The sequence below is a fragment of the Eisenbergiella sp. OF01-20 genome (genome assembly GCF_003478085.1).
In the GTDB taxonomy this organism is placed as follows: domain Bacteria; phylum Bacillota; class Clostridia; order Lachnospirales; family Lachnospiraceae; genus Eisenbergiella.
This window is the reverse complement of the sequence record NZ_QUES01000004.1, coordinates 79,065-96,345: the sequence shown is the minus strand read 5'-3', so window position 1 is coordinate 96,345 and position 17,281 is coordinate 79,065. Positions and strand designations below refer to the sequence as shown.

Annotated in this window: 15 protein-coding genes; 5 read left to right on the top strand and 10 right to left on the bottom strand. The window is 48.4% G+C overall.

The features are described 5' to 3' along the window. Window positions 1-54: 54 nt before the first annotated feature. The 6 genes from thrS to DXA36_RS07405 form a co-directional block, all read right to left on the bottom strand. The gene (gene thrS, locus DXA36_RS07425; RefSeq protein WP_118677875.1) at window positions 55-1,812 is read right to left on the bottom strand and encodes a threonine--tRNA ligase; all 1,758 of its coding nucleotides are present in this window, start codon (window positions 1,810-1,812) and stop codon (window positions 55-57) included. A 226-nt stretch (window positions 1,813-2,038) separates the two neighbouring features. Further along, a complete protein-coding gene (locus DXA36_RS32880; RefSeq protein WP_182478970.1) occupies window positions 2,039-2,188 on the bottom strand; it encodes a hypothetical protein in 150 nt (49 codons plus the stop codon). Window positions 2,189-2,429: 241 nt separating this feature from the next. Continuing rightward, window positions 2,430-4,262, bottom strand: a complete 1,833-nt coding sequence (locus DXA36_RS07420) for a DUF885 domain-containing protein (protein ID WP_118677873.1) — start codon at window positions 4,260-4,262, stop codon at window positions 2,430-2,432. A 163-nt stretch (window positions 4,263-4,425) separates the two neighbouring features. Continuing rightward, window positions 4,426-4,701 carry a septation regulator SpoVG gene (spoVG, locus tag DXA36_RS07415; protein ID WP_118677871.1) on the bottom strand — a complete coding sequence of 92 codons (276 nt, stop codon included), beginning with the start codon at window positions 4,699-4,701 and terminating at the stop codon, window positions 4,426-4,428. A gap of 21 nt (window positions 4,702-4,722) precedes the next feature. Continuing rightward, window positions 4,723-5,841, bottom strand: coding sequence for a glucose-1-phosphate adenylyltransferase subunit GlgD (gene glgD, locus DXA36_RS07410; protein ID WP_118677869.1), 1,119 nt, complete (start codon window positions 5,839-5,841; stop codon window positions 4,723-4,725). Next, entirely contained in the window at window positions 5,838-7,112 is a 1,275-nt protein-coding gene (locus tag DXA36_RS07405) for a glucose-1-phosphate adenylyltransferase (protein WP_118677867.1), read from the bottom strand. Before DXA36_RS07405 ends, glgD begins: the two co-directional genes overlap by 4 nt. A 431-nt stretch (window positions 7,113-7,543) precedes the next feature. Between DXA36_RS07405 and murC the strand changes: the two genes are divergently transcribed. The 5 genes from murC to DXA36_RS07380 all read left to right on the top strand — a co-directional run bounded on the left by murC (window position 7,544) and on the right by DXA36_RS07380 (window position 13,249). Then, the gene (murC, locus tag DXA36_RS07400; protein WP_118677865.1) at window positions 7,544-8,923 is read left to right on the top strand and encodes a UDP-N-acetylmuramate--L-alanine ligase; all 1,380 of its coding nucleotides are present in this window, start codon (window positions 7,544-7,546) and stop codon (window positions 8,921-8,923) included. 232 nt (window positions 8,924-9,155) lie between these two features. Beyond that, window positions 9,156-10,295 (top strand): DnaD domain protein, encoded by a 1,140-nt coding sequence (locus DXA36_RS07395; protein WP_118677863.1) that lies wholly within the window; start codon window positions 9,156-9,158, stop codon window positions 10,293-10,295. Between the two features lie 25 nt (window positions 10,296-10,320). After that, entirely contained in the window at window positions 10,321-11,292 is a 972-nt protein-coding gene (locus DXA36_RS07390) for an ATP-binding protein (RefSeq protein WP_118677861.1), read from the top strand. Window positions 11,293-11,303: 11 nt separating this feature from the next. Continuing rightward, on the top strand, window positions 11,304-12,482 hold the full coding sequence (locus DXA36_RS07385; RefSeq protein ID WP_118677859.1) for a ribose-phosphate pyrophosphokinase: 1,179 nt from the start codon (window positions 11,304-11,306) through the stop codon (window positions 12,480-12,482). Between the two features lie 281 nt (window positions 12,483-12,763). After that, window positions 12,764-13,249: a QueT transporter family protein gene (locus tag DXA36_RS07380; protein WP_118677857.1), complete on the top strand. Its 486-nt coding sequence runs from the start codon at window positions 12,764-12,766 to the stop codon at window positions 13,247-13,249. Between the two features lie 126 nt (window positions 13,250-13,375). Here the strand turns inward: DXA36_RS07380 and DXA36_RS07375 are convergent, their stop codons facing one another. From DXA36_RS07375 to DXA36_RS07360, 4 genes are read right to left on the bottom strand one after another with little or no spacing between them, the layout of a single operon-like run. Beyond that, window positions 13,376-14,347: an alpha/beta fold hydrolase gene (locus DXA36_RS07375; protein ID WP_118677855.1), complete on the bottom strand. Its 972-nt coding sequence runs from the start codon at window positions 14,345-14,347 to the stop codon at window positions 13,376-13,378. A gap of 45 nt (window positions 14,348-14,392) precedes the next feature. Next, entirely contained in the window at window positions 14,393-15,754 is a 1,362-nt protein-coding gene (locus DXA36_RS07370; RefSeq protein WP_182478969.1) for a sensor histidine kinase, read from the bottom strand. After that, window positions 15,733-16,404 (bottom strand): response regulator transcription factor, encoded by a 672-nt coding sequence (locus DXA36_RS07365; protein WP_118677851.1) that lies wholly within the window; start codon window positions 16,402-16,404, stop codon window positions 15,733-15,735. Before DXA36_RS07365 ends, DXA36_RS07370 begins: the two co-directional genes overlap by 22 nt. 23 nt (window positions 16,405-16,427) lie before the next feature. After that, window positions 16,428-17,255 carry a TraX family protein gene (locus DXA36_RS07360; RefSeq protein ID WP_118677849.1) on the bottom strand — a complete coding sequence of 276 codons (828 nt, stop codon included), beginning with the start codon at window positions 17,253-17,255 and terminating at the stop codon, window positions 16,428-16,430. Between the last annotated feature and the right edge of the window lie 26 nt (window positions 17,256-17,281).

The window sequence follows — 17,281 nt, the reverse complement described above, 5'->3', positions numbered from 1 at the left end:
AATCAAATTTCCCTGCCCGGCCTGTCACCAGGCCCCGGCAGGGAAATTTCTTTCTTACTCTTTTGCTTCTAAAACCACCTTCTGTACAAAGGACTCCAGCTTACGGCTTCCCAAATCCCCTTCGTCCCTGCTGCGCACGGAAACCGTACCGCCATCTTCTTCCTTCTGGCCGATAATAAGCATATAAGGTACCTTTTCCATCTGGGCACTGCGGATTTTATATCCGATCTTTTCATCCCGGTTATCCATTTCACACCGAATCCCCGCTTCTTTCAGTGCTGACAGCACCTCTCCGGCGTACGCAAAGAATTTCTCAGAGATAGGAAGCACCTTTACCTGTACCGGGGCCAGCCATACCGGGAACTTTCCTGCATAATGCTCTATCAGGATACCGATGAAACGCTCGATAGAACCATACACCACCCGGTGAATCATAATCGGGCGATGCTTTTCCCCATCCGCGCCCATATACTCCGCCCCGAACCGCTGCGGCAGCTGGAAATCCAGCTGGATCGTACCGCACTGCCAGGTCCTCCCAATGGAATCCTCCAGATGGAAGTCGATTTTAGGCCCATAAAATGCGCCGTCTCCTTCATTTACCACATAAACCGTTCCGGTCTCATCCAGCGCACGGCGCAGCCCTTCGGTCGCCAGTTCCCAGTCCTCATCGCTTCCGATGCTGTTTTCCGGGCGGGTGGAAAGCTCCACATGATAGGAAAAGCCGAACCTGCCGTATACCTCATGAATCAGCCTCATGACCCCTTTGATTTCCCCGGTAATCTGTTCCTTTGTCATAAAAATATGGGCATCATCCTGGGTAAAGCAGCGCACACGCATCAGCCCGTGAAGCTGGCCGGATTTTTCGTGGCGGTGGACAAGCCCCAGCTCTCCCACACGCAGCGGGAGATCCCGGTAGGATCGGGGCTGGGATTTGTAAACCAGCATACCCCCCGGACAGTTCATGGGTTTCACCGCAAATTCTTCGTCATCAATAGTCGTGGTATACATATTCTCCCTGTAATGGTCCCAGTGTCCGGAAGTCTCCCACAGCTTCCGGTTCAGCAGGATCGGTGTGGAAATTTCCTGATAACCTTCCCTTTCATGAAGCCGTCTCCAGTAATCCACCAGCGTATTTTTAAGAATCATTCCCTTGGGCAGAAAGAACGGGAAGCCCGGCCCCTCCTCCATGAGGGTAAACAGCCCCAGCTCTTTTCCAAGCTTTCTGTGATCTCTTTTTTTGGCCTCCTCCATCCTGGTAAGGTAAGCCGCCAGCTGATCCTTATCCGGGAAAGAGGTCCCGTAAATCCTGGTGAGCATCTTATTCTTTTCACTGCCTCTCCAATAAGCCCCTGCCAGGCTGGTCAGCTTGAAGGCCTTTACATATCCGGTGTTGGCAAGATGGGGGCCGGCGCACAAATCCACGAAATCTCCCTGCTTATAAAAGCTGATTACCGCATCCTCCGGCAAATCCTCTATCAGTTCCACCTTATACGCTTCGTTTCTTTCCTTCATCAGTGCCAGTGCATCCTCTCTGGAAAGGGTAAAGCGTTCCAGCGCCAGGCGTTCCTTCACAATCTTCTTCATTTCTTTTTCAATCGCCGTGAAATCATCGCTGGATATAGGGCTGCTGAACTCAAAATCATAATAGAACCCGTCATCAATAGCGGGCCCGATAGCAAGCCTTACATCCGGGTACAGACGTTTTACCGCCTGCGCCAGAATATGGGAAGTCGTATGCCTGAACGTGGCAGCGCCTTCCTTTTCCTCAAATTGTTGTTCTCCGAGCATCCCGTTCTTCAAAATAACTTCCATTTCTTTCTCTCCTTTCTACTCCTGCAACAGGTTCCCAATAGAATACATTAAAAAAACACCCTCAGAAAAACAGTCCTTCCTGTTCTTCTAAGGGTGCATCCATCTATAAAAATCCCAATCCATAAAGCCCTATCCTGCCGGCTCCTGTATTCCCGGATTCCATATCAATCTGTTATGCACGGTTCCACCTTAACTTTTCACTTCAGATTCTTACAAATCCTAATCCTTAACGCGGATATACGGCCACATTTATCTCTGATTCACAGCCTTCACATGGCGGCTCCGGAATGGTCTTCACCTCTTTCATACGTAAAAGGGCTTCCAGCTGCTGCCCTTCTCTCTGGTTACGCTGCCTTAAGGCTACTCTTTCCTTCATCGCTTTTCTTTATTCCCGCGGGCAACGAACCAACGAATACACAAACAGGTTCGCTTAACGACTGCCGCGAAGGTTGGATACCACACAGCCTGCTGCGGATATCCGACTTACCTGTATCTTAGCATTGCCTAAAATGAAAGTCAACCACTTTTTCTTTTTAACACAGGGCGTTTTACACAGGGCGGGCGGCACAAGGGGCCGTGAATTGTAACAGCCGCGAATGGTATCTGTTTCGCCACCCTCATGCGGCCTTCCGCCCTCCTTCGTCCTTTTCTTCCGCTTCCAGCCATTCTTCAAAATATTCCCGGATCACTCCAAATGGCGCAGGCCCCATATCCAGCAGGAAGCGGTGGAATTCCTTTGCCTGAAACGCACTCCCAAGTACCTCTTCCGCCTCCGCCCTCATCCGTACAATCTCCAGATACCCGGTATAATACAACAGGTAATTTGAAGGATCCGCAAGTAAACTGTCATATATTTCATCTGCAGCAGCATCGTCAATGTCAAAAAACTGTCTGATAAAATCGGCTGCTTCCTTCCTGTCCCAGCCTTCGTAATGAATGCGGATATCCAGTAATGCATACAGCCCTTTGGTAATGGAACTGTTCCGTGCCAAAACCTCACCCATTCCCTTTTCCAGTCCGTTTCCGTCAAACAGATACGAGCAGTTTTCCGCATATGTCCCCCAGCCCTCTGCGTATGCGGAAAAGGAAAGGGCATAACGCAGCTCCTGCGCCTCTTTTCTCCGGAAATACTCATTCTGATACAGATGGCCCGGAAACCCTTCGTGGGCCAGAAGAATATAGATATCATAATCACCGCTCCCCCGGTTAATATAAATTACATTTTCCTGTGGCCTGTCCATGGGCGGTACCAGATAAAAGGCGGGACTCATACTCTCCTCCAGGCTTTCCGGCACATACTTAATACGGTACGCAGTCTCCGGCAGTTCCGGAAAGTCCTTTGTCATTGCCTTCTGCAGGCTTTCCAGGACAACGGGGGGATCCTCACTGCTGAAGGAATACTGTCCGAATTTCTCCGCAAGCTCCGGCGAGCGGTAAAGGACGGAATACATGGCGTCCAAATCTGCCTCCAGCTGTTCTTCCACCGCCTGACGCAGTTCATTTACCGTGGTAAAAGAAGGATAGATGCTGTGCTCCACCAGGTATTCATAATAGGTACGCCCTTCCGGGTAATAATAGAGCCCTAAATCATTGGTTCCGCTCCCCTTCAAAGCCTCCAGCCCCTCCGCCAGTTTTTTATAAGCGGGAATAAAATGCGCGTCCAGAAGCCTCCTGTTTTCCGCAAGATAAACCTCCTTTTCTTCCCCGCTTATTCCCGGCACCTCTTCCAGCCGCTCCTGAAAGGATTGATCCAGCTGAGAGCCTTCCGCCTCTCCCAGATAAGCCCGGCAGGCTGCAATTACCTGATCCGCCATACGATCACTCATGAACAGGCCCGCTTCCGCTTTCTTCCTTTCAAAATCCAGAAGCTCCCCGTAATATACATCAATCTGTTCCAGCAGCCCCAGATAGGTATCCACACTCTCCTTTCCATAAAAACGGTATTCCGCAAGCAATACCGGCAATGTCAGATGCGTCCCCGTAACGGCATTTAAAGGCTCTTCATATAATTCCAGGCCTTTTCCGGCATCCTCCTCTTTCAGTATTTCCATCAAAATCCGATAGGTCAGCCTCTGTTCCTCCGTCAGTTCTTCTTCCTTCATCTTCTTCAAAGCTTCCCGTATCTCTTTGTCCTGTTCCCTGCTGCTCTCTATTGCTTCCAAAGAATAGGATCCAAAAGCAGAATCCGCCTCCGTAATCCCATAGGCCTGCGGATCCGCCAGCGTGAAATTTAGTGTTATCTCATCCTGGGATGCCAGTTCCGCAAACAGATCCCTGGCAAAGGCATCAAAAACCTGGCTGGGATTTCGCTCTCCGTCTCCGGCAAAATCCCCTGCCATTTTATTGCCGCATCCTTGCACCAACCCTGTTAGCAGTAAAATAACTGAGAGAATCAGCGCTGTCCTGCTTTTCCCTGTCCTGTCTCTCCTCTTCTGCCCGCCTTTCAGCATATTCTTTCTCCTCCCATACAGGAACCCACCGGTCCCGGATATCACCGTAACTGTTGCAGCAAAGCGGGTAAGCCTATTTACGTTCCCGCTTACCTGCTGAATCCTTACGAACAATCATACCTATGAAAAAAAGCGGGAATGCAGTAGCATTCCCGCCCCAAAATCAAATCCCTTCATCCGGTTCCAGCAGCGCCTTCTCATACCTGCCCAGAATAATATTCTGGATATTTTCTCTCGTTGCCTGATTAATCGGATGAGCAATGTCCCTGTACTCACCGTCCGTAGCCTTTTTACTGGGCATTGCTATAAACAACCCCTTCTCTCCTTCAATTACTTTGATATCGTGAACGACGAATTCATCATCAATTGTAATAGATACGATGGCCTTCATCTTTCCCTCTTTGGTGATTTTCCGCACACGCACGTCTGTAATCTTCATTTGAGATTCCCCCTTTAATCTTTAGATGACATACCTCTCGTTTTTCTCTACCACAATCTTAATTCCGTCTTCCCCTTTATAGAAAGTATTGGCCCGGATAGTATCCCTGCTTTCCACAATGCAGTTCTCGATGTGTGTATTATCACCGATATAAACGTCATTTAAGATAATGGAGTTCTTAATATAGCAGTTGTTCCCCACGAAAGATTTCTTGAATATGACGGAATCCTCCACCGTACCGTTTACGATGCATCCGCTGGAAATCAGGCTGTTGCTGACTTTGGCGCCCACATTGTATTTGGCGGGAGGCAGGTCGTCCACCTTGGAATAAATGTCCGGATATTGTTTGAAGAAATAATTCCGGATCTCCGGCTGCAGGAAATCCATGTTGGTGGAAAAATAATCCTCTACCGATGCGATATTCCTCCAGTATTCCTTAATCTTGTATCCATAAATCCGTTTCTGGTTCTTGTAACGGATCAGGATATCCTTAACGAAATCGTATCTGTCCTCCATGGCACAGCGCTCAATCATTTCAATGAGCAGACGGCGCCTGATTACATAAATACCGCAGGAAATCGTATTGGACTTGGCTACAATCGGCTTTTCCTCAAATTCCTCAATTCTGCAGTCTTCGTTCATCTTCACGGTACCGTACCGTTCCACATTGGCACCGACAGGCATGTCCTTGCACACTACCGTGATATCGGCCTTTTTCTCAATATGATATTCCAGGACTTTGTTATAGTCCATTTTATATACGCAGTCACCGGATGCAATTACCACATAAGGCTCATGGCTGCTCTTCAGAAAAGACAGGTTCTGATATATGGCATCTGCGGTTCCTCTGTACCAGTAGCTGTTGTCCGCCGTTACCGTAGGGGTAAAAACAAACAGCCCGCCCTGCTTACGTCCGAAATCCCACCATTTGGAGGAATTCAGATGCTCATTCAGGCTTCTGGCATTGTACTGGGTAAATACGCCCACCTTCTGGATATGGGAATTGGACATATTGCTGAGGGAAAAATCAATGCTCCTGTAGCTGCCCGCGATAGGCATCGCTCCAATAGCTCTTTTCTGGGATAATTCCTTCATTCTGTGGTTATTGCCGCCTGCTAAAATTATTCCTATCGCTCTCAATTTTCGTCACCTGCCTTAATTAAAGATTTGCCGCTTGCAAGAATGCCTGCCTGGTAATCCGTATCGGCCGTCTCTCCAAACACCACCGTATTCTTTCCGATTTGGATGTTTTTGGGTATGATACTCTTTTCTCCCACAGTAACAATGCCGCTGTTGTAAATATGAGGTGCGATATCATTGTCGGCTTCCTCGCCCATTCCCATCTTAACGTTGTCGCCAACCAGTACATTCTCTGCAATAATGGCTTTATTCAGCTCACAATTACTGCCGATAACCGTATTATTCATAATAATGGAATCGCGGACTACCGTATCCTTCCCTATGGTAACGCCGCATCCGATTACGGAATTATAAACCTTTCCGCATATTTCCGATCCTTCACCGATAATACTTCTCTCTATTACCCCGTCGGGAGCTATGTACTGAGGCGGAAGGATCTCGCTCTTTGTATATATTTTCCAATACTCTTCATACAGATTGAATTCCGGTACTATATCTATCAGCTCCATATTGGCTTCCCAATAGGAATTCAGAGTTCCAACATCCTTCCAGTATCCGTTGAACTCATAGGCATACATGGGTGCCCCCTTCTCGTGACAGTAAGGAATGACATGTTTTCCAAAATCCAGATTGGGCTGATCCGCTCTGGCTATCAGTGCTTCTTTCAGGGTTTTCCAATTAAATATGTAAATTCCCATGGAGGCCAGATTGCTTCTGGGACTCTCCGGTTTCTCTTCGAAATCCACTATCTTGCTGTTCTCGTCTGTGATGACAATACCAAAACGCTTCGCTTCTTCCATCGGTACGGGCATTACCGCGATGGTGCATTCGGCACCATTCTGTTTATGGAAATCAAGCATGACTTCATAGTCCATCTTGTAAATATGATCCCCTGACAGAATCAGTACATAATCCGGATTGTAGCTGTCCATGTAGTCAATATTCTGATAGATGGCATTGGCTGTTCCTGTATACCATTCACTGTTCTCACTCTTTTCATAAGGAGGAAGTACCGTGACACCGCCTATATTCCTGTCCAAATCCCACGGAATACCGATTCCTATATGGGTATTCAGCCTGAGGGGCTGATACTGGGTTAGTACACCTACGGTATCCACGCCTGAATTAATACAGTTGCTCAATGGGAAATCAATAATCCGGTACTTGCCGCCGAAGGACACGGCAGGTTTCGCCACTTTGGAAGTCAATACGCCCAGCCTGCTTCCCTGACCACCAGCAAGCAGCATAGCAATCATTTCTTTCTTAATCATGTCATCACCTCATGTTTCTGCATCCACATTCTGCATAGATTTACGTATATAACGTAATAAGATTATAACACATGCTTGTACAAAAGTGAATAATCTTTTACAATTTCTTTCTTCGCCCATTTTTTAAATTTTGTATATATTTAACATATTTAAAACATTAACTTTTCTTCTATTATGTATTTTATATAACATATACCAGGTGTTTCTTATGCATCTTTCTTCTATTTTTCACAAAATATGCGCTATTTCGACAAAAATTCCTTTTGGCGGCTTTTGATTTTGTAATTGCCTATTGGTTTTTTTTGCATGAATGCGTATAATACATATCAGAATGAACAAAGACTGCTTACTTTGCGTACACTGTCAGTAGAGGGCGTAAATGGCTGATGGCAGATCGTTTTGTCCAAATAATTAACAGGAAGGGTATCCCTATGTATCAAGTAGATTTCAATCATCCGGTTCACATTTACTTTATCGGCATCGGCGGCATCAGCATGAGCGGCCTTGCAGAAATTCTTCTTTCCGAAGGCTTCCGTGTATCCGGTTCCGACGCTAAAAAATCATCTCTTACCGAACTTCTGGAAAAACAGGGGGCTGTGGTTCATTATGGGCAGCGCCGTGAAAATATAACCAATGATATCGATTTAATCGTTTATACTGCCGCAATCCACAAAGACAATCCGGAATATACCGCCATGGAGGAACTGGGGCTTCCCAGCCTGACACGTGCACAGCTTCTGGGGCAGATGATGCGTAATTACAAAACTCCCATCGGCGTCAGCGGTACCCACGGCAAAACCACCACCACTTCCATGATTACGGAAATACTGCTGGAAGCAGGTACCGATCCCACCATTTCCGTGGGCGGTATCCTGAAAGCCATCCAGGGGAATATCCGGGTAGGCAAGTCCGATCTTTTTGTAACGGAGGCCTGCGAATATACCAACAGCTTTTTAAGCTTTTTCCCCAGAATCGGCATTATACTTAATATAGAAGAAGACCATATGGATTTCTTCCGGGATCTGGACGATATCCGTTCCTCCTTCCGTTCGTTTGCACAGCTGCTGCCTGAAGACGGGCTGCTGATAATAAACGGGGATATCCCTGCCTATGAAGAAATCACCCGGGGACTCGGCTGTTTGGTCCTCACCTTTGGCTCCAATCCATCCTGTGATTATTCTTATGACAACGTCAGCCATGATGAAACGGCCCATGCGTCCTTCACCCTGCACCGCCGTGGCGGCCCGGATGTGGGGGTCACTCTGGGCGTTCCCGGGGAACATAATATCCTCAATGCACTGGCCGCACTGGCGCTGGCCGATTATCTGGGTATCGATATGGAAGCGGCTTCCCGCGCCCTGACGAAGTTCACCGGCACGGATCGCCGTTTTGAGTACAAGGGTTGCGTGGAAGGCATTACTATAGTAGATGATTATGCACATCATCCCACAGAAATTACCGCAACCTTAAAAGCCGCCAGAAATTATCCCCATCAGACCCTCTGGTGCGTTTTCCAGCCTCACACCTATACCAGGACCAAGGCCTTCCTTCCCGAATTCGCCCACGCCCTTTCTCTGGCAGATAAGGTCATTCTTGCAGATATCTATCCCGCCCGGGAGACGGATACGCTGGGTATCAGCTCCCGTTCCCTGCAGGAAATTATCGTGAATTCAGGAACGGAATGTCATTATTTCCCGGATTTTGAGGAGATAGAAAAATTTATTCTGGAAAATTGTACCCCCGGCGACCTGTTGATAACTATGGGGGCCGGAGACGTTGTAAATATCGGAGAAAACCTCCTTAACAAATAGTTATCCACAATATCCACATTTTTCATGTGTATGAAAAGTGTGGATATTTGTTTTTTGTTATCCCGCGTTTTCCGTACCCTCACACATATAATCCACATTATCCACATTTTCCACATTTCCTGCAAATCCAGTATTTACAAGGTTTTTCGGCATTTTGACTGTTTCTTTTTCCACACCCTTATGATATAATGCATTTGCTTAAAATAGAAAAATAGAAGAAATAGGTGAGATTATGAGTTGTCTGAGGATTTACCAGGATAACTATATTGACGCGACCATCGTATCCAACCGCTTTATCGACGAATATATGGCGGAAGCAAACGATGCCCAGCTGAAAATATATCTGTATCTTTTGCGCATGATGAATGCCGGCTGTACCTTCAGTATTTCCGGGATTGCAGATGTCTTCAACCACACGGAAAAAGATGTGATGCGGGCATTGAAATACTGGGAAAAGTGCAGGGTGCTTTCTCTTGAATATGATACTGATAAAAACCTGATTGGCATTCATCTCCTGGAGCTGGCGGACAAAGAAGCGCCAGGCGCACCTAAGACGCCCGTGGTTTCCCTGCTGCCGCGTCAGGAAGAGAAGAACGCGGAAGAAGAAGTCCCCGCCCAAAAGCCCGCTGCCAAGGCCGAGGCTCTTAATGTGCCGTCCTCCCTTTCCAAGGAGGAAAACAAGGTTCCCCAGGCGGCTCCGCCGGCCTTTGCCAAGCCTTCTTATTCCCTGGACGAGCTGAAAGCCTTTCAGGAGAAGGACTCTACCGCCCAGCTTCTTTTTATTGCCGAACAATATCTGGGCAGGACCTTAAGCCCTTCCGATATGAAATCCATCCTTTTCTTTTCCGATCATCTGCATTTTTCAGATGATTTGATTGATTATCTGCTCCAGTACTGTGTGGAACGGGGCAAAAAGGATTTCCGTTATATCGAAAAGGTCGCCATCAGCTGGGCCGAAGCCAATATCTCCACCCCTGTGGAGGCGGAGGGGCATGCCAGCCGTTATGACAAATGTGTTTATACCATTATGAATGCCCTGGGTAAAACCAATTCCCCCACCAGAAAGGAAGCGGAGTTTATCCGCCGCTGGCGTGAGGATTATGCCTTTGAGACAGAGATTATCATCGAATCCTGCGAAAGAACCGTCCTGGCCACCGACAGGCACCGTTTTGAATATGCGGACAAGATCCTCGCCTCCTGGAAGGAAGCGGGAGTGCATCACAAAGCCGATATTGCCAAGCTGGATGAAGGCTTCCAGAAGGCCAAGCCCGCTGCCAAACCCGCATCGGACCGTTCTATTGACAAGTATAACCGCTTTATGCATAATGATTACGATTATGAAGCTCTGGAGAAGGAACTTCTGCGCAACTGAACCCGTTATATAAAGGAGAACAGCCGTGGCGTTAACAAATACCCAATATAATTCCATCATGAGGCTGTATGAGCAGAGGCAAACCAAAAACCGTCATTTACGGGATGAACGGCTTCATTATGTCTATAATCACGTTACCGGTTACCGGAATCTGGATGAATCCGTAGCCACTCTGTCCGTGGCACAGGGAAAAAAGCTGCTCAATGGCGACATGAACGCCCTTACAGAGCTTAAAGAACGGCTCCATAAGCTCACCAATGATAAAATAAAGCTTCTTTGCGATGCAGGGCTGCCCTCTGATTATCTGGAGCCTATTTTTGATTGCCCCGACTGTCAGGACACGGGTTATGTCAACGGTATAAAATGCCACTGCTTCCGGCAGGCTGAAATAGAATTACTTTACCAGCAGTCCAATCTGAAGGAAGTCCTGGATAAAGAAAATTTTGATACCATGTCTTTTGCTTATTTTAAGGGGGAAGATCTGTCAGCTTATCAGTTAGCGGTTAAAGTGTGTAAGGATTTTGCCCATACCTTCAAGCAATCGGAAAGTAACCTTTTCCTCTACGGAACAGTTGGAAGCGGAAAAACGTTCCTGAGCAATTGTATTGCCAAGGAATGTATTGAAGACGGACATTCTGTCATATATTTTAGTGCCTCCAGTCTTTTTGATACCCTTTCCCGCAACGCTTATGATTATAAGAACCAGGAAAACCTGGATTACTTATATAACGATTTATATGATTGTGACCTGCTGGTCATTGACGACCTGGGGACAGAACAAAATACTCCTTATAATGTGTCCCGTCTTTTTACATGCCTGAATGAACGTTTAATCCGCAGGAAATCCATGATTATTTCCACCAATCTTTCTCTTCCCGAATTAAAGGAACGTTATCAGGACAGAATTTTTTCAAGGATAACCAGTAATTTTGAGCTTTGCAAGCTGACAGGACAGGATATCCGAATGTACAAAAAAAGATTAACCTACAGAAAGTGAGGATCTATTCCATGGCGGAAGAAAAAAGAAACCTAGAAACAATCCCTGCAGGCTCTCTTGGCATTATTTCTCTGGCAGGCTGCAAAACTCTCGGAGAACAGGTAGACCACTATCTTGTTAAATGGCGTCAGGAAAGAGAAAGCGAGCACAAAAACAGCCTTGCTTTTTCCGGTTATCAGCGTGATTCCTATATCCTGCAAAGCAAAGTGCCGCGTTTCGGTACCGGCGAAGGAAAGGGTGTTATTCTGGAATCCGTGCGTGGTATGGATCTTTATCTTCTTGTGGACGTGGTGAATTACAGCCTGACCTATTCCCTCTGCGGCCACGAAAACCATATGTCCCCCGATGATCATTTCCAGGATCTGAAGCGTATTATTTCTGCCGTAGGAGGCAAAGCCAGAAGGATCAATGTCATCATGCCCTTTTTATATGAAAGCAGACAGCACAAACGCTCCAGCCGCGAATCCCTGGACTGTGCCATCGCTCTTCAGGAACTGGTAAAAATGGGTGTGGACAACATCATAACCTTTGATGCCCACGATCCCAGAGTGCAGAATGCCATCCCTCTCCACGGTTTTGAAACCGTACAGCCCGCCTACCAGTTCATCAAAAACCTTCTCCGCAACCAGAAGGATCTGCAGATTGATTCCGACCACATGATGGTAATCAGCCCCGATGAAGGAGGCATGGGACGGGCTATCTATATCGCCAACGTTCTGGGCCTGGATATGGGCATGTTCTATAAACGCCGGGATTATACAAAGATTGTAAACGGCCGCAATCCCATAGTTGCCCATGAATTCCTCGGATCCGATGTGGAAGGCAAGGACATGATCGTCATCGATGATATGATATCCTCCGGAGAAAGTGTACTGGAGGTTGCCGCCGCCTTAAAGAAACGCAAGGCCCGCAAAATCTTTATCTGTTCCACCTTCGGCCTTTTTACCAACGGACTGGAAGGCTTCGACAAAGCCTTCAAAGACGGCATAATCGACCGCGTCCTCACCACCAACCTGATATACCAGACTCCCGAGCTTCTTGAAAGGGATTGGTATATTAACTGCAATATGAGTAAATATGTTGCCTACCTAATCGATACGCTGAACCATGATACCTCTATCAGCGACCTGTTGGATCCCAACGAAAAGATTCAGAAGCTGCTGGCAAAATATCGTTCCGATTTACTTTGATTGTGTGTGCGAATAGATCTTACGAAATTGAAAAGAGCCAGGCCTTTATTCCTATAGGAATGAAGGTCTGGCTTTTGTTAAACCGAACACGGTGCTGCCCTGTGCGGCAAACGGCACCGGGTTTAAAGTCAGCCCTTGACTTTTCCCTTTTTCCTGTTATACTAAAAAAGCTGCAAATTCTCTAAACCACTGGAATCCGCAGCCTCATTGGTCAGTTCGAAACCTTCCTGACCCAACCGCCATAAGGCGGCAGAAAAACAAAACTAGAGGAGAAAAGAATAATGCAAAAGAAGAACATTCACTTCCTGACCCAGGCGGCTATGATTGCCGCTATTTATGTTGTGCTCACCTTTGTGGCCAACGCTTTCGGCCTTGCCAACTATGCCGTGCAGGTCCGTTTCTCTGAGGCACTTACCATTCTGCCTGTTTTCACCGCTGCCGGGATTCCCGGATTATTTATCGGCTGTCTTATCAGCAATATCCTTACGGGATGCGCGATTCCGGATATTATTTTCGGTTCCCTCGCCACGCTTATCGGCGCATTGGGTACGCGCAGGCTGCGCTCCAACCGTTTCCTTGCCGTACTGCCTCCTATTGCCGCCAATGCGGTAATCGTCCCTCTGGTCCTGAAATATGCCTACGGCCTGGAACCTCTCTGGTTCTCCTTCCTGACAGTGACGGCTGGGGAAATCATTTCCTGCGGCATTCTGGGACTGCTGCTGGCACTGGCTTTACATAAATACCGGAAACAGATTTTCGGGAACTAGAGTGTGTACCCGCGGGATGCACTATCCGCCAAAAAGGCCCTGTTAAAAGGGCCTTTTTGTGTTATGCCTGTTTCCGCTGTGCTTTCTTGCCGTCTGCGCGGTAAATGTACAGACCGGCCTGAACTGTTATATTTTTTTCACAAAGGCACGGATGGCTTCCGCAATTTCCGCCGCTTTATAATAATGGAGGTAATGGCCGCAGGAAAACGGAAGGAATTCGCCGCCCAGTTTTTCCGCATATTTCTTTTGGAGAGGTACCCAGAACTTACCCAAATCCTTTCCATCTGAACAGAATATAAGGAAAGGTACATGCGGCCTTCCGTGTTCTCTCACGGTCGCTGCATTTGCATGTATGCAGCAGCATTCCTCCATAATAACTGGATTCATGAAATTCCTGCCGGCCAGAAGCCTGGCCTGCCGGTATTCTTCCTGTGTCAGGCCGTCATGCTTTACCAGCTGAAAGAAGGGACACCGGTGTATTCCGAATATACTGATCAGTCCCGGCAGCTTCATAAGGGCCGGGGGTGTTTTCAGATAATCATAAACCTTGGGAAAGGCCATATCCAGCCCTGCAATTCCCAGAATCTCCGCGGGATAACGCTGCGCCCAGTAAAGTGCTTCCAGTCCGGACATGGAATGGGGGACAAGTACAAAGGGTCCTTTCTCACCGGCCAGGCGCAGGGCAAGGCGGGTTTCCTCCAGCATCCCCTCCAGCCGTCTGCCGCATTTGTCTATATCCGAATAGCCATAGCCTGCTTTTTCCACCACCACGCAGCGGTACCAGGGGGAAAGCTTGCGGTAAAGGGGACGGAAATCATAAACCGGCGCCGGTGTTCCTCCGCCGGACAGAAATACCAGGGTAACCTTTTTCCTGCTGTGTATATCCCTGCAGCCGGCCGCGTCTCCCTGGCAGGTCTCCTGTAATGTCCTGTCTGCCGGACCTTCCCCATATACATGCATTCTGCGGCCGTTCACCTCCACCATAGTTCCCGGAGGGATGAGAAGTTCCTGTTCTTTCCGTAAAAGTCCCCGGTGTACTGCTGCGGCCGCAGTCAGGCCACCGGCCGCTCCCGTTAATCCGAATATCCATTTATTCATCGTTTCCGTTTCCTTTCTTTCCGCCCGTGGGAATAGGGGGAGACCTTATTCATTTCCGATTCCAGCTTGTATCCGGAAGATAACCCTTCCATGGCCTTCCGGTGTATTTTCCGTCAGCACTTCGCCCCGATGGGAGGCGGCAACCTCCCTGGCAAAGGAAAGGCCAATCCCCATATGCCCTTCCTGCGGCCGGCTTTCTCCTTCGGTAAACATGGGTTCCAGGGCATGCTGCAGCGCACGGGGAGAGAATCCCGGTCCCTCATCCCACACCCGGATCTCCAGACACGGAGCCTGCCACAGGCAGCGGATGCCTATCCGCTTTCCCTGCGGGGTATGTTCCGCCGCATTTCTGATAATGTTTAAAACCGCCCGGCATACATCCTGTCTGGCCAATACCAGATCCGGCAGTTGTGTCCCCTGCCGTTCTGCAATCACACCGAACACCCTGGCGATCTCTTCCGCCCCGTTAAAAATTTCCTGCTGCAGCTGTTCTCCCGGCACCCGCTGTCTGCTTTCTGCACCCTCTGAGATATTCCTGGTCATTTTTTTCAGCCTTTCCAGATAACCGCCTGCTGCCTGCGTATTCTTGAGGATGGCGTCCAGATATTCTCTCTGTTCCTCTGTCAGCACTGTTTCTTCCAGAAGCTGGGCATTGCCGCTGATTACGGTAAGCGGCGTCTTTAAATCATGGAGCAGCGCACCGGTTTGGAATATCCTGCTGTGTTCCATTTTCCATTGTTCCTGCAGAGACTCCCGCAGCGCCGTACGCAAAGTTTCCATGGACTGCATGATCTCATCGTATTCTCTGATTCCCGATTTTCCGAAGGGTTCCTCCAGTTCTCCCCGGGACAGGCTGAGGGCGGCATTCTGCAATACCGACAGCTTTTTCCGGAATACCTTTACATAATGGCGGGTAGTAAGCCCCAGGACAAGCACCAAAAGCAGTCCCCAAAACAGAAGATACCCCTTTTCCAGGCCGTGAATGACCGCCCTTCCCTTGGGATTGCTTAATTCCATCCGGTAACGATACTGCAGGACTGCCTCTTTTCCATCCCGTTCTACCTTCACATGATAACAGCCTTTGGTATTTCTGCCGGTATCGCGGTAGGTAACCGCCGCAGCCTTGTCTTTTTCATTCAGGTTGGTTTCCGCCAGCCCGTCATTTTCCCATATGGCATAGCCGCATAAAGGGGGAATCAACTCTGTGCGGATCCCTTCTTTTTCCATAATCCGTACCGCTTCCGCCGCCATCTGTTCCCCTGCATTGGCAGGATATGCAATTCCCGTACTTACCATCAGGTTTATACCGCACCAGAACAGCAGCACAATAAGGCAGCAAAACAATCCGCAAAAAAGCATATATTTAATCAATATCCGTATCAGGCTCACGCCTTTTCCACATTCCATCGGTATCCTATCCCCCATACGGTTTCAATAGGCGCCAGATCACAGACCGCCAGCTTGGCGCGCAGATTTTTAATATGCTCCGTTACCGCTGCTTCCCCGGAATCCCTGTCGTAGCCGCATACTTCTTCCAGAAGCTGCTGCCTCGTATACACCAGGCCGGGGTGCCTTGCCAGGGTTTCACAAAGCTGGTATTCACTTTTTGTGAGGGGCAGCTCCTGCTCCTTTACAGATACCTGTTTAGCCTGCAGATCAAAATGCAGGGTGCCCGAAACAAACCGGAATACCGGGACACGCTGCTGCCTGCGCAGATGGGCTTCCACTCTGGCCCGCAGCTGGGGAAGGCTGAAAGGCTTTGTGAGATAGTCATCCCCGCCTGCCCCCAGCCCGTATAACACATCCGCGTCTTCCCCTTTGGCCGTGAGAAACAGGATGGGGCAGTCCGTGTACGAACGGATTCTGGCGCAGGCCGCCACGCCGTCCTCACCGGGCATCATAACATCCAGGATTATCAATTCCGCCTGTCTGCAAAGCCGTTCATCCAAAGTCAGGGTGTCATACATTACCGTCACAAAATGCCCGTCCTTTTCCAGTGCCCTCTTCAGCAGTCTACAAATATCCTCCGAATCATCCGCCACAATAATCCTTGCCATTGATCCCGTTCCCTCCTGTCCGATTATAAAAGCTGCATCACCCAGGATATCCCGTATAACAGATATACATGGGCGGGATAAAACCAGTAAAAGAGTTTTTTGCTGCCTTTCCCTCTTTTTCCATTATATAAAAACATGGGAATTGCTGCAAAACCGCTCATCCAGCCATACATTTGTGTAAACAGCATATCCGCCGTCGCTCCCGGCGTAAGAAGAAACGGCAGTACCCCCTCCAGAACAAGTGCCAGGACAAAAAAAACAACCGCCTGAAGCGCACGCCGCTTCCGGAATGCATACAGAAGGATGCCTTCCAGAATAAAATAAGTCCCGCCGTCCATGATGGACAAATGCATGGGGAGTATGGAATAGTGCAGAAGGATTACCGCCTGGGCTGCAGCCGGAACCACCTGAATAATTCCCAGGCCGATAAACGGCCAGGCCGCGGGAAACAGGATCGCGCAAAGCCCTCTCCCCCATTTTTTCTGTCCGCACCAGTCAATTCCCTGCAGCATGACCAGCAGAATAGAAAAGGTGGCCAGCATTTGGTTTTGGGGGACAAAGCCATCCGGCCTTCTTACAATAGAAAGGAAAAAGAACTGCAGCAGCCCCATACCCACGGCAATGGCGTAAATCCGAAGAAAATACTTTTTCCGGTCTCTGGTGTGAACAAAACCCTCCAGCAGACAGAACAAAAACAAGGGTGCGGAGAGCCTTCCCAGCATGGAAAACCAGTCCGGTATCTTCCCTGTAAATCCGAAAAAATAATGGATATGATCCATCACCATAAGTATCAGAGCCAGCCATTTCAGCTGGAAATCCGTGAATCCTTTTTTGCATATTACATTTTTCATATCCTTTTGCCTCCTGTGCTTTCTAT

Bases quoted from the DNA above. Each gene is read 5' to 3' on its own strand.
- thrS (WP_118677875.1), bottom strand. From the start codon at position 1,812: ATGGAAGTTATTTTGAAGAACGGGATGCTCGGAGAACAACAATTTGAG.
- DXA36_RS32880 (WP_182478970.1), bottom strand. From the start codon at position 2,188: ATGAAGGAAAGAGTAGCCTTAAGGCAGCGTAACCAGAGAGAAGGGCAG.
- DXA36_RS07420 (WP_118677873.1), bottom strand. From the start codon at position 4,262: ATGCTGAAAGGCGGGCAGAAGAGGAGAGACAGGACAGGGAAAAGCAGG.
- spoVG (WP_118677871.1), bottom strand. From the start codon at position 4,701: ATGAAGATTACAGACGTGCGTGTGCGGAAAATCACCAAAGAGGGAAAG.
- DXA36_RS07405 (WP_118677867.1), bottom strand. From the start codon at position 7,112: ATGATTAAGAAAGAAATGATTGCTATGCTGCTTGCTGGTGGTCAGGGA.
- murC (WP_118677865.1), top strand. From the start codon at position 7,544: ATGTATCAAGTAGATTTCAATCATCCGGTTCACATTTACTTTATCGGC.
- DXA36_RS07395 (WP_118677863.1), top strand. From the start codon at position 9,156: ATGAGTTGTCTGAGGATTTACCAGGATAACTATATTGACGCGACCATC.
- DXA36_RS07385 (WP_118677859.1), top strand. From the start codon at position 11,304: ATGGCGGAAGAAAAAAGAAACCTAGAAACAATCCCTGCAGGCTCTCTT.
- DXA36_RS07380 (WP_118677857.1), top strand. From the start codon at position 12,764: ATGCAAAAGAAGAACATTCACTTCCTGACCCAGGCGGCTATGATTGCC.
- DXA36_RS07375 (WP_118677855.1), bottom strand. From the start codon at position 14,347: ATGAATAAATGGATATTCGGATTAACGGGAGCGGCCGGTGGCCTGACT.
- DXA36_RS07370 (WP_182478969.1), bottom strand. From the start codon at position 15,754: ATGGAATGTGGAAAAGGCGTGAGCCTGATACGGATATTGATTAAATAT.
- DXA36_RS07365 (WP_118677851.1), bottom strand. From the start codon at position 16,404: ATGGCAAGGATTATTGTGGCGGATGATTCGGAGGATATTTGTAGACTG.
- DXA36_RS07360 (WP_118677849.1), bottom strand. From the start codon at position 17,255: ATGAAAAATGTAATATGCAAAAAAGGATTCACGGATTTCCAGCTGAAA.